This window comes from Dyadobacter flavalbus (genome assembly GCF_006149045.1).
In the GTDB taxonomy this organism is placed as follows: domain Bacteria; phylum Bacteroidota; class Bacteroidia; order Cytophagales; family Spirosomataceae; genus Dyadobacter; species Dyadobacter flavalbus.
The window spans coordinates 228,438-242,049 of the sequence record NZ_VBSN01000038.1 but is presented as its reverse complement, the minus strand read 5'-3'; the positions used below and the strand labels follow the sequence as shown (position 1 = coordinate 242,049).

Below are 13,612 nucleotides of genomic sequence, written 5' to 3'. Positions count from 1 at the left end.
ATAAAGAAAATGATTGTACAACAGGCAGAAGACCGTCAGAGAATCGCAGTTTCATGGGCTATGTCCTTCGGAATTACAATTGCCATGCTCGGATTGTTCTTTTTTATACGGCTGAACAGTTCGGTGCCCAAAGTAGCGCCTATGGAGCTTTTTGTGGAAGTGAATTACGGAACGGAAAAGGTTGGAAGAGGAAATGTGCAGACGTTCAATAAACCAAATGACAGCAAGGTAGCCGAAAATATGCGTGCAGATGCCGACGAAGTCAAAAAGGTAAAGTCTGTATCAACGCCCAGACCAACGCCGCCCACACCGCCGAAAATCGAGTCTCCGAAGCCGGTAAAAACCGTGGCGGAAAAACCGGTTATTGCTTCTAAAGAAGAAAGCCCGGTTGAAGCGCCTGAAAAGACAGATGTAAAGAAATCTGCCGGAAGCGAAAATACATCGGCCCCGGTCAGCAAGCCGGCACCTGAAAAGGCTGTCAACAGGGATGCGCTTTTCACAAAGTCATCCGGAAGCAAATCCGGGAGCAATGGCACCAACGGGACAAGGAGCGGGGTTGGCGGAAATAATAACGGAGATGATGCGGAAGGCGTAGGTGACAAAGGTTCCAGAAGCGGAAGCCTTTTTGCCAAAACGTACAAAGGAGAAGGCGGTGGCGGGGGCACTGCGGTGGGGCTGAGCCTATCCGGATGGAGCTGGTCACGTAAACCGGTTGTGGACGATAATTCAGATGCCACCGGCGACATTACTTTCAAAATCACTGTTGATAAGAACGGGCGTGTAAAAAGCATTATCACGCAAAGTACGACAGTTACTGACTATGCGGTTGTAAACAAATACAAAAGCGCTGTCCGTGATCTGACGTTTGTGCCTAAATCGGATAATGTTCCGGATGAATCCGTGGGAACAATTACATTTAAAATACGATCACGGTAAGCAGAATGGATTATCAGGAAACATTAGATTACCTGTACAGCAAATTGCCGGTTTTTCACAATATCGGAGCCCGGGCTTTCAAACCGGGCCTTCATACTACTACGGAGCTTTGCAAGCTGGCCGGAAACCCGCAAAACAATTATCCGACCATCCATATCGGCGGAACCAACGGAAAAGGCAGTACTTCGCATATGATTGCTGCCGTTCTCCAGAAAGCCGGATACAAAGTCGGACTGTATACTTCTCCGCACCTGAAGGATTTCCGGGAAAGGATACGTGTCAACGGGGTGTATGCAGACGCCGGTTTTATAGCCCAATTTATAGATGATCAAAAATCTAACATCGATAGATTAAGTCCTTCCTTCTTTGAAGTAGCTGTTTTTATGGCATTTGCCTATTTCAGTTACGAAAAAGTGGATGTAGCCGTTATTGAGGTAGGAATGGGCGGCAGACTGGATTCGACCAATATTATTCAGCCGGAATTGTCTTTGATTACTAACATCAGTCTGGATCATACGCAGTTTCTAGGTGACACGCTTGGAAAGATCGCTGTTGAAAAAGCCGGTATCATCAAACCCGGTGTCCCCATCGTCATCAGTGAATATCAGAATGAAGAAATCAGCACGGTTTTCATGCAGACTGCTGCGGATCTTAATGCACCGCTTTATTACGGTTCACAGTTGTACGACATCAGAAAGACAGGTTTCCTGAATGGCAAGATGAATGTCAGGGTTTGTGAAAAATCTACCATGGACGTTCTTTACTCCAACCTCCAGCTTGATCTTACGGGCAATTACCAAGTTAAAAACCTCGGCGGCGTTCTGACGGCAGTCCGGATCTTAAAATCGAAAGGCTGGAAAATACAGGACCATGACGTAACATCAGCTTTGGATTCCGTGGTTGAACTGACGGGATTAAAAGGCCGCTGGCAGAAACTTCAGGATAATCCTTCCGTCTATTGCGATACTGCGCACAATCCCGCCGGTTTGTCAGAAACCATGCAGCAGTTTGCAAGTATTTCAAGCGGCCAGCCACGGTTTGTCATCGGTTTTGTTGGTGACAAAGACATCACCAGCATGCTTCAATTGTTTCCTTCAGACGGAAAATTTTATTTTTGTCAGCCTTCCAATATGCGTGCATTAAAGGCAGAAGATCTTCAGCGTATGGCATTGCAGTATGGCTTGCAGGGAAATGTTTATCCGAATGTCAACGAAGCCCTGAAAGAAGCCGTCCGGGAGTCGCATCCGGATGATACCATTTATGTTGGCGGAAGTACATTTGTCGTAGCTGACCTCGAACAGTTATAAATTGAATACATTTAATGAGCAGAAGAAAGTTAGACCATTACCGCTTCAGTGCTGAAGCACACAATGTGATTGAAGCGGGAAAACCTTTGTATACACAGATAAAAGGTAAATGGAACGAGGTTTATTTTAAAAACGAGAATCCGGTTGTGCTGGAACTGGCTTGCGGAAAAGGAGAGTACACCGTTGGTTTAAGCGCCCGTTTTCCCGAAAAAAACTATATAGGAATGGATCTGAAAGGTGACCGGATTGCAAGAGGGAGCCAGCTTGCATCCGAAAAAAACCTTTCAAACGTCGCTTTTCTGCGGGCTGGTATTCAGTATGCACATGAGTTTTTTGACCGGAATGAAGTAAGTGAAATCTGGCTTATCCATCCCGATCCGCAGGTAAGAGCACGCGATGAAGCCAAGCGGCTCACAAACTTAAGGTATCTGAACGATTATGCAGCTTTCCTGAAACCAGACGGAAAGTTTTGTCTGAAAACGGACAGCACGTTTTTATATGATTATACCCTGGAAACGATTGAAAAGTCGGGCATGTACAAAATCATCGAACATACTTCCGATCTTTACAATTCGCATCTGCTGGATGACCATTACGGCGTAACGACCCATTACGAACGGATATTTACAGCCAAAGGTTATACTATAAAATACATTAATGCTGTTGTTTTATAAGCATTGGACATAAAAAATGCCGTTTCCACTATTGCTGAAACGGCATTTTTATTGGTTATAAACGGAGCTTATTTATTTCCGATCAATCCTGCGAAGTAATAAACAGTTCTTACCAGCTGAGAAACGTAAGACATTTCATTGTCGTACCAGCTTACTGTTCTTACAATTTGTGTATCACCAACTTTCTGAACTCTTGTTTGCGTGGCGTCAAACAGAGAGCCGTAGCTGATGCCTATGATGTCGCTGCTTACGATTTCATCTTCGGTATAACCGTAGCTTTCGTTAGCCGCTTCTTTCATGGCCGCATTAATTTCCTCAACAGAAGTTTCTTTGCCAAGAATTACCGTAAGTTCCGTCAAAGAACCGGTCAGGGTTGGAACCCGCTGAGCCGATCCGTCGAGCTTGCCTTTCAAAGCCGGCAAAACAAGACCGATTGCTTTTGCAGCACCTGTGCTGTTTGGAACGATGTTCTGGGCAGCAGCTCTTGCGCGTCTCAAATCTCCTTTTGCGTGAGGTGCGTCTTGTGTATTCTGGTCATTTGTATAGGCATGAATGGTTGTCATCAGGCCATTTACAATACCGAATTTCTCTTCCAGAACCTGCGCCATTGGTGCAAGGCAGTTGGTTGTACAAGATGCACCGCTGATGATGGTTTCAGATCCGTCCAGAATGTCATGGTTAACATTATAAACGATTGTTTTCAGATCGCCTGTTGCCGGTGCAGAAATAACTACTTTCTTAGCGCCAGCCTTGATGTGTGCACTTGCTGATTCCTGGCTGGTAAAAAATCCGGTACATTCCAGAACAACGTCTACATCATGAGATCCCCAGGGAATCTGTGCAGGATCACGCTGTGCATAGATCACGATATTTTCACCGTTTACAACAATAGAATTATCGGTTGTTTTAACTTCCGCATCAAAGCGGCCGTGTGCTGTATCGTATTTAAGTAAGTGTGCTAATACTTTTGGGCTGGTCAGATCATTGATGGCAACAATATCAATGCCTTCCATATTATAAATCTGACGATAAACCAGACGGCCGATACGACCAAATCCATTAATTGCAACTTTTACGTTAGACATGTCTTTCTTAATTTGATTTATTTAAAGGGCAATATTAATAAAAATGTATTCGGTTTTAAAGGAATATCTCAAAATTCATCGCTAGTAAATCGCGCGAGCTAATACCACTCATATTAGTAATAATTGGATAAACTAACTATGTTAGCAATAGGGATATTTTGCTAAATACTAAATATTGTAGTTAAAATAAATGCGTTAATTTAAGTATTGTTTATAACAGTACAACCCATCTTTAAATCAATATGCTCTTAAAATTGAACAGGAGGGATAATCATTTAAATAAACTGAATTTCATCCAAGTGCCTCCGTGATGAAATAAGACGAGTCTTCACTATAAATACGGGAACAGCTCCATTATAAACATTATGATTTCCGTATGTCAATTGCGGTTTGCCGCTGTTTACTTACAAACAACAATAATTACGTTCAGTATTTGATAACATGCGTTTATTAAGCTAAATTTAGGGTAGGAGGAAAGGCCATAGATTCTATTTAAGATTTCCTTATTTGTAAAATATTGTATTATACAATGTTGTAATTTATTGTATTTCAATGCATTAAATATAGTTTATTAATTAATTACTTTAACATGAGTTACGAGCATCAAATTGAGTCTTATTGGGAGAATAGAGAGCTTCTTAAAGATCCGGAAGCAATCAGATTTATAAAAGATATTATTGAGGAAGTAGATAAAGGAAAGATAAGAGTAGCGGAACCTCTGGAAAACGGAGAATGGAAGGTTAACCAGGCTTTGAAAAAAGCAATCATTCTGTACTTTCCGATCCAACAAATGGAAGTCAGTGAAGTCGGCATTTTTCAGTATCATGATAAAATGAAACTGAAAACAGGTTATGATAAACTTGGTATCAGGGTTGTTCCGCCAGCAGTCGCGAGATACGGCGCATACATTTCCAAAGGTGTTGTGCTGATGCCTTCTTATGTAAACATCGGCGCTTACATAGATGAAGGTACAATGGTCGATACGTGGGCCACGGTAGGCAGCTGTGCGCAGATCGGAAAGAACGTTCACCTGAGCGGAGGAGTAGGAGTGGGCGGTGTTCTGGAACCGGTGCAGGCTTCTCCTGTTATTATTGAAGACGGTGCTTTTATCGGATCCAGATGCATTGTTGTCGAGGGCGCACATATAGGCAAGAGAGCGGTTCTCGGCGCTGGCGTAACCATTACCGGAAGCTCCAAAATCATCGATGTTACGGGGAATACACCCGTCGAATATAAAGGTTATGTTCCGGAAGATTGTGTTGTGATTCCCGGTACTTTACCAAAAGAATTTGCCGCCGGAACTTTTCATGTTCCCTGTGCTTTGATCATTGGAAAAAGAAAACCAAGCACCGATCTGAAGACTTCTCTCAATGATGCATTGCGTGAGAATCAGGTAGCGGTTTAGAAAAATATATCCAATTTATTCAGGCTGCTTATAACTTGCATAGGCAGCCTTTTTTGTTTTTTAATGATGTAAACTGCCTGTTAAGTGGAAGGCAATGCAGAATGTTAAATTTACATATATAAATTTCAATAGTTTAATTTTGTTAACTATTTAATTCATTAAATTTAATTAAGTGAATTATTGTTTGTTTAATAATGTAAATTGATTAAGTTTGAGCATTGTTACATTAAATTACATCATGCAATTATGGATCTGAATGAAAAGATTAAACAGATACTGATCGAGAAAAACATTTCACCCTCTTTGTTTGCGGATGAGATTGGTATACAGCGTTCAAGTATTTCCCACATTCTTGCTGGAAGAAACAAGCCTAGCCTGGACATTGTGCAGAAGATCATTCGCCGGTTTCCGGAAATCGGCCTGAACTGGATTATGGATGATGAAAGTCTACCGTCGGAACAGAACGACTTTCAGGAAAGGCATTCTTACACCCCGGCAAATGAAAGAAAAACGCCATACCCGACCGCGTCAGAATCGCATCGAAAATATAATCCTACTACTGCCCGGACACGCGAGAATGTGGCTGTCAGTGAAGCCCCGTCCAGACAGGATAAAACCGTAGAAAGAATCCTGATCTTTTATAACGACGGCACGTTCCAGGAGTTCAGGCAGGGCATGTGACAGCATGCCCGTTTACCGGCAGAACTGCTTTTTACTTTAATAATAAAATGGAGCCTTCGACGGGTTGCTGAAGTTGGGCCTTGATAATATACGGGTAACTGCCCGCAGGCAAAGGCTTGTTTTGAAATGTTCCGTTCCAGGGTTCAGCATATCCTTTTGAATGGAAAATTACTTCGCCCCAGCGATTAAAGATGCTTACTTCTTCAATCCGGTTTTTGGTATCTATTATTTTGAAAGTATCATTATGGCCGTCGTTGTTCGGGCTGAAAGTCGTTGGTATGTGTATTTTTTCTATGACAAAAACCAAAGTACTGTCCTCAGCAACACATCCGTTTTCCGATGTTACCGAAAGGATATACTGCGTGTCGGACTGCGGAGCTATCACGGCATCTTTCACCTTGCTATCTGAAACCAATCCTTCCGGCGGCGACCAGCTATACACAAAATTGGCATTCGGCGGTGAGATGGCCGGAACCAGCTTTACACTGGCCCCGGTTATAACGCCGGTCTTTTCCGGAAGCACTACATTAATGTCGTCTTTTGAAATATTGGTTGTGTCTGTTCCGGTACAGCCATCCGCAGTATTTGTGATCTTCAACAGATAAGTACCGGCATCACGGATGCTCAATACCGGACCGGAATGTGCCAGAATGGCATTATCCTTTTTCCACTCAATTTCAAGATCATTGGCAACATTGCCGCCATTCGCAGTCAGATTAACGACTCCGCCGGGACACAATACAGGGTTATCAGAGGTAATAACTGCCAATATAGGTTCCGTAAATCGGGCATGGACTGTTTCCGATGCGGTATCCCTTGAACATTTTCCAACAAAGCTTTTGATGACCGAATAGGATCCGCTGTCTTTTACTACAATGCTCGCGTCCACTGCGCCCGGAATATTCAATCCGTTCTGCTGCCACTGATAAGCCCAGCCCTGTGAACTTGCTGTACTGAGTTCTATGGATCTGTCCGGGCAGAATTCCACTTCCGTTACCGGCTTGGAGTCATAAAGAATAACCGGTTTTTCCGGTGTTTCATCATTGCAGTCTATAACAAGCAGCTGAAAATCTCTTCTGACTACACCAATTTTTCTGCCATTCCTGTATTCTTCACACTGAATGGTGAATACATACAGACCAAGTTTATTAGCATTTACGGTTAACATACCCGAATTGCTAACGCTGAGCGGGCTTGAACCCGGGATAATATTGGAAAGTGAAATACCCCGTGACCAGGTAACCAGCGGATAACCATTGCTGACATTGGCCGCGCCATACGGATCGTCGGGCGTTGTATTTCCGCGATAAGGCGTCACGAGCGAATACCGGAGTTCATCTCCGTCCTTGTCCGTCGCTGACATATTCATGGAAAAAGGCCGTTTGCTGCAAATGTACTGTCCGTTGGGCGGAAGAAACTCAGGCGAAGAATTGCTTACTGTAACCGGCGGAAATTCCAGATAAAAGACCATTCCGTTATCGCCGGGGGAAACAATGTTATTGATATCGTCGTTGCGGCAGCAGCGTTCCCATATAATATAGTAGCCTTCCGGATCATTGTATTTGCCGGGATCCAGAAAAATATTCCCCCGGTATGTACCCATGGAGGTATTCAACGAACGAATGCTTGCACATGCTTTATTCTGATATGGAATGGTTTTGACGGAAACATAGGCAGCCTGTATTTCACCCATCATGCGGTCGTCCTTTTTTCTGTATATATAGAGCGTGGCTTCCGGATCGCGGTTTCCGGTGACATTGGGTGTGGAAACCACCAGATTGTTCTGATCCCATATCTGGATCAGGGTAACCTCGAAGTTGCCGGCTGCTCCGGACGGTTTCATCTGTAACTCTCCGCCCACAATATGGTTTGCCATGGCGTTTGTACCGGCAAACCAGGTCAGCAGAAGCAGGAGCAAAAAGCAGTATAAGTTTCTAATCATTTGCCTGAAAGCATTTCATTATCGAATCTGTACAAATTCAGTATGGCATCGGAAGACGTTGATGAAACAGTTAAAAGACCACTGTTACCGTAAATTTATAGAAATAACGGCATTTATCCATTTCCTTTCCGTTTTGTTTCATTTATGAAAGCACCAGCGGTGGTTTTACATGCATGTGCGGTCATGGACGATGCGGATTTGCTTTGTCCATGAAGGAAATCCATGCCGGGTATATTCTGCACTTTCAATTATCCAAGACCGTCCTGTTTACATCCAGTTTTGTTGTTTGTCATATGCTTTTTTACAGGATATGTCCAATAAAGTCATACTTATTAAATATTAATTAAAACCAGACAGAGCAGGACAGTCAGTTCTTCCATTCATTTTACTATTGCATTAATATTATTATATATATTATAATTTGTGCTTTTACATACAAAAGCATAGTTTTTTCTTAAAGTAATCCCATCTGGTTTAAGTCCATTGCACCCTTTGATGCTTTTACAGGCATCAAAGAAGAAGAACATTAAGGTATAAATAAGATTAAAACAGTAAAAAATTAAACTTTTATTACCCTTAACCATGCTGAACTGCCTGTTCCTAACCCTTGAAAGATTTTTTAACCCTAACCCAAAACACATGATGTAACAGAACGATACGTAATGAAGCCAGATCGGCTTACATAGCAGTCCTTAAATCCAAGCCTATTTCCAATTCTTAAATTTAATCGTATGAATCAATTTCGACAATCATTACATTGTACCCGGCTTAATTCCATACTGAAAATATCATTGAGCCAGGTGCTTATTGGTGTTGCCTGCGGCGTAAATGCAATGGCAGATCATCATCCGTTTCCAGGCCACGCTGTAAAAAGCAACATCACCATTGACCGGACGATCACAGGAAAAGTCACAGACGAAACCGGCGAGAAAATACCGGGAGTCAGCATTGTCCTGAAAGGATCTACAACCGGAACCGTTTCGGATGCAGACGGTGCATACAGCATCACTGTTCCAGATCAGGGCGGCACGCTGATTTTTTCTTCGGTCGGTTTTCTGTCGCAGGAAGTCCCGCTCGGAAGCGGTTCCACCATCGACATTAAAATGGCAACCGATTCCAAGGCGCTTTCCGAAGTAGTTGTGGTCGGATACGGCAGTCAGCTGAAAAAGGAAATTACGGGTTCGGTTCAGACGGTAAAAAGTGAAGAACTGAAAGACATTCCCGTTTCTCAGGTTACTCAGAAATTACAGGGAAGGCTCGCCGGTGTTCAGATCAACCAGACTACGGGCAAGCCCGGACAGGGGATGTCGGTTCGTATCCGCGGACAGGTTTCGGTTTCTGCCGGTAGTGATCCTTTATATGTAATAGACGGTTTTCCGATCACAGGGAATATAGGTACGATCAACCCGGACGAGATTGAGGATATATCCATTCTGAAAGATGCAGCCTCTACTTCTCTTTACGGTTCCCGCGCTGCCAACGGCGTTGTATTGATTACAACCAAAAAAGGGAAACCCGGTGAAACAAGCGTAAGCCTGAATTCTTTCTATGGTTTTCAGAAAGTCGCAGAAAAAGGCCGTGTAAAGATGCTTAACGCCGAAGAATTCGCACAGTTTAAAAAAGAATATTACGAAGACCAGAATCAGCCGGTCCCGAAAGAATTTGAAAATCCGTCCAGTTTCAGAGGTAAAAACAATGACTGGTATGATGCCCTTTTACGGACTGCGCCGATTCAAAGCTATAACCTGACGGTGACTTCCAATAAGGAAAACCTGAAAACTTCCCTGGTTGCGGGTATTTTCAACCAGCAGGGCGTTGTGCTGAATAACGATTACAAGCGTTATTCGCTCCGTATGAATTCGGAATATGATATAACGAGCAAAGTAAAAATCGGCTTTAATATCGCTCCGCAATATGTTTACGACAATACGCCGAGAACCGACGGTGACCGCGGCACAGGGATTCTTTTCAATGCGCTGCATACATGGCCGGTCATGCCGATTTATGATGCAAATGGCCAGCTGACAAAATACAACAACTTTCCCGGAAGCACAGGCAACATCTTTGATTACCCGAACTGGGTGCGCGCTGCCGAAGAACTGGTGAATGAAACCAAGACTACAAAACTGCTGGGCAATACGTATCTGGTACTAAACCCGGTTAAAGGGCTTACACTCAGAACGACGCTTAACGTTGAATATGAAAACAACAAGTTTTTCTTCTTCAACCCGTCCACTGCCACCAGCAATATCAACGTTCCGGTTCCGACTACGGCTGTTACAACCCGCCAGAGTCTGGAAAACATCAGCTGGCTGAACGAAAATACCGCGGTTTATAACACCAGTTTCGGGAATCACAACTTTGAGTTGCTGGCCGGTTTTACACAGCAGCGTTATACCCAGGATTTTGCCCGTATTCAGGCGGATACCTATGCAGACGACAGACTGCCAACGATCCAGGGTGCGCTGAACATCAACCGGGGCGGAACATTCAGCGGTTTCAATGAATGGTCTCTGACATCGTATCTATCCCGTCTGTCTTATAACTACAAAGGCAAATATCTGTTTACAGCTGCGGTTCGTGCGGATGGTTCTTCCCGCTTTGGTTCTGATAACCGCTGGGGAACATTCCCTTCCGTTTCGGCCGGCTGGGTAATATCGGATGAAGAATTTTTCAAGAATATTGCCAAGGTTTCTTTTGCTAAAATCAGAGGCAGCTATGGTGTAATCGGTAACAATAACATCGGTAACTATACGCAGTATGCGCTGGTCAACAATACAACCAATGCGGTATTTGGCAACAACGTGGCAACGGGTGCCGTGGTTACTTCCCTTGCAAACAACAACCTCGGCTGGGAAACAACCAAACAAATGGACCTGGGGCTGGATCTGGGTTTGTTCAATGACCGTATCCAGTTCATTTATGACTTCTATACAAAACGGACTACCAATCTGTTGTATGCCGTACAGATTCCGCAGGAAGCAGGTTTCACCAACTTCAATGACAACATCGGAGAAATCAAGTTCTGGGGACATGAATTTTCGTTGACGACACGTAACCTGGAAGGAAGACTGAAATGGACAACGAATGCCAACATTTCATTCAACCGCAACAAAGTACTGGAACTGGCTCCGGGCATCGACCGTGTTTACGGTTCTTTCCACATCACGCAGGTTGGCAAGCCGTTCGGACAGTTTTATGGTCTGGTAAAAGAAGGATTTTACATGAATGCAGAAGACCTTGCCAGTTCACCGATCATTCCGGGACGTTCAGCCATTGGTACAATCAAGATGAAAGATGTGAACGGCGACGGCGTTATCACCTATGGCGGTGACGCTGATGACAGAACCATCATCGGTAACCCGTTTCCCAAGTTTACATACGGAATTACCAATAACCTGAGCTACAAAAACTGGGATCTGTCCATTACAGGTTCAGGTTCACAAGGCAACCAGCTCTGGGTCCGCCACCTTTACAGTACGGCAAACCTCGACGGTGTATTCAATATGGTGGCTGGCGTTAAAGATCGTTTTCGTGTCAAGAATGATGCAAACGGCGTGGCAACACAGGTTATTTCCACTGGAAACGGCATGTTTGGTGCCACCAACAACGGTGGTAACTATACCGGTATAGAACGCGACTGGAACAGCTCTCACTTTGTTGCTGATGCTTCTTACTTCACCATCAAGAACATTACGCTGGGTTACAACATCGGTAAAGTGAACAAAGTATTCAAATCGGCAAGGTTGTATGCTTCCATCCAGCAGGTTTATGTATTTACTAAATACAAAGGCGGACCGAATCCTGAAACCAGCGCGCAGGGAGATGGAAACGGCGACGGCGGCAACCTGAGCCAGGGGGTTGACTTTTCCAACTATCCGGTTCCGCGTACATGGACATTGGGTGTAAACCTGAACTTCTAAGTCGGTAAAATCTAATTTTTATAAATTCTGATCAGAAATGAAAAAAACGAAATATATCGCAAGCTGTCTTCTGGTACTTGCATTGGCCGGATGCCGGGAAGAATTCCTGACCGTAGTACCCGAAACGGCTCTGAGCTCTGCCACATTCTTTAAAAACGAGGCTGATTTCCAGCAGGCCGTCAACGGAATTTATGTTCCGCTCCGCCAGATGTTCAACGAAAGGGCCTGGGTACTGGAAGAAATGCATTCGGACAATACGTATTATGCCAGAAATACCCTTTACGGAGCTGTTGACCCAACTGAGAACGTTGCTGATTTTGCCGTTCCGACAGCAGGCGGTGTTACCGCCAACGATAACGTACTGGTGCAGTACCGTTTGAACTACCAAATCATTGCAAGGGCCAATCAGGTGATTACTTCCATCGACAACATTGATTTTCCCGAAGCATCGAAAAACAACTTAAGAGGACAGGCTTTGTTTCTTCGTGCGTTTGCATACTTTGACCTGGTGCGTCTTTTCGGTAAAGTGCCCTTGCATCTGACACCGGTGACGGGCCGTGAAGATGCCGCTTTGCCGCTTTCCGGAACTGAGGAAATCTACGCGCAGATTGAGAAAGATGCGCTGGATGCCAGTAAAATGCTGCCGAATAAAGCAAAACAGGAAGCAGGACGTGCCACTTCCGGAGCTGCCAAAACGTTACTTGCAAATCTTTACCTGACACAGAAAAAATGGGCGCAGGTTGAAACACTGGCAAAAGACGTGATCGCCAATGACGGATACAGCCTCATGCCGGATTACGCCAATGCTTTCTCGACGACGACTGCAAACAAGAACAATCAGGAATCCATTTTCGAGATCCAGTATATGGAAGGATCGGCCGGGTACAACGGAAACCAGATTTACCGTTTCCTTCCGTCTCCCATTACCGCAGCCGAAATCGCACCGATTACAGGAACCGCCAATCCGCAGCCTACTTCGCAGGAAAGTAACAACATCCCGACACCGGATCTGATTGCCGCCTATGAAGCGGGTGACAAACGTAAGGATGCTTCCATCGGTTATGTTACGTTAAGCCAGGCGCTGACGGAAAACAAAACGTTCCCGTACATCAAGAAATATGCAAAAACACATGCACAGCATAACAATACCGGTCAGAACTGGCCTGTGTACCGTTATGTAGAAGTGCTGTTGTTTGCTGCAGAAGCGCTGAATGAACAGGGAAAAACAACCGAGGCAGCTACTTATCTGAATCAGGTGCGTACCCGGGCTGGACTAGCTGCAACAACGGCCACATCGCAGGTTGCCATGCGGGAAGCCATTTTCAAGGAAAGACGTGTGGAACTTGCATTTGAAAACAAGCGCTGGTTTGATCTGACCAGAACCGGACGTGTGAAGGAAATCATCGGTGCTTATGGTGCAAAAGTGAAGGCTAATCCGGCCGCTTACTATTTCCCGAAAGGAGCCGTTCCGCCGCCGAATGCTTTTACAGTCCTGGATGATTACTACGGATTGCCTGCAGTGGAAGCTGCATTGACGCCGCATTTTTAAAAGCAACATCCATAAAGCGTAATAGACAAAAAGTGTAGCAGATGATTACTGACTACACTTTTTGTGTTAAAAACTTAGAATATCCTTAAATATACGTCTTTCCCGACAGA

At 44.4% G+C, this 13,612-nt stretch carries 9 protein-coding genes; 7 read left to right on the top strand and 2 right to left on the bottom strand.

Going from position 1 to position 13,612, the window contains the following annotated elements:
• Positions 1-9 precede the first annotated feature (9 nt).
• From FEM33_RS12770 to trmB, 3 genes are read left to right on the top strand one after another with little or no spacing between them, the layout of a single operon-like run.
• Entirely contained in the window at positions 10-936 is a 927-nt protein-coding gene (locus FEM33_RS12770) for a hypothetical protein (protein WP_139012405.1), read from the top strand.
• A gap of 5 nt (positions 937-941) precedes the next feature.
• Positions 942-2,243, top strand: a complete 1,302-nt coding sequence (locus tag FEM33_RS12765) for a bifunctional folylpolyglutamate synthase/dihydrofolate synthase (protein ID WP_139012404.1) — start codon at positions 942-944, stop codon at positions 2,241-2,243.
• 14 nt (positions 2,244-2,257) lie between these two features.
• Entirely contained in the window at positions 2,258-2,917 is a 660-nt protein-coding gene (gene trmB, locus FEM33_RS12760; protein WP_139012403.1) for a tRNA (guanosine(46)-N7)-methyltransferase TrmB, read from the top strand.
• Positions 2,918-2,985: 68 nt separating this feature from the next.
• On the opposite strand, the gene gap is transcribed toward trmB, so the two are convergent.
• A complete protein-coding gene (gene gap / locus FEM33_RS12755) occupies positions 2,986-4,002 on the bottom strand; it encodes a type I glyceraldehyde-3-phosphate dehydrogenase (RefSeq protein WP_139012402.1) in 1,017 nt (338 codons plus the stop codon).
• Between the two features lie 589 nt (positions 4,003-4,591).
• Here gap and FEM33_RS12750 point away from each other — a divergent pair.
• The gene (locus FEM33_RS12750; RefSeq protein WP_139012401.1) at positions 4,592-5,407 is read left to right on the top strand and encodes a 2,3,4,5-tetrahydropyridine-2,6-dicarboxylate N-succinyltransferase; all 816 of its coding nucleotides are present in this window, start codon (positions 4,592-4,594) and stop codon (positions 5,405-5,407) included.
• Between the two features lie 246 nt (positions 5,408-5,653).
• A complete protein-coding gene (locus FEM33_RS12745) occupies positions 5,654-6,088 on the top strand; it encodes a helix-turn-helix transcriptional regulator (protein WP_139012400.1) in 435 nt (144 codons plus the stop codon).
• Positions 6,089-6,119: 31 nt separating this feature from the next.
• Here the strand turns inward: FEM33_RS12745 and FEM33_RS12740 are convergent, their stop codons facing one another.
• On the bottom strand, positions 6,120-8,030 hold the full coding sequence (locus tag FEM33_RS12740; RefSeq protein WP_139012399.1) for a T9SS type B sorting domain-containing protein: 1,911 nt from the start codon (positions 8,028-8,030) through the stop codon (positions 6,120-6,122).
• Positions 8,031-8,761: 731 nt separating this feature from the next.
• Between FEM33_RS12740 and FEM33_RS12735 the strand changes: the two genes are divergently transcribed.
• Positions 8,762-11,953, top strand: coding sequence for a SusC/RagA family TonB-linked outer membrane protein (locus FEM33_RS12735; RefSeq protein ID WP_139012398.1), 3,192 nt, complete (start codon positions 8,762-8,764; stop codon positions 11,951-11,953).
• 37 nt (positions 11,954-11,990) lie between these two features.
• Entirely contained in the window at positions 11,991-13,502 is a 1,512-nt protein-coding gene (locus tag FEM33_RS12730) for a RagB/SusD family nutrient uptake outer membrane protein (protein WP_139012397.1), read from the top strand.
• The last annotated feature ends 110 nt before the right edge of the window (positions 13,503-13,612 follow it).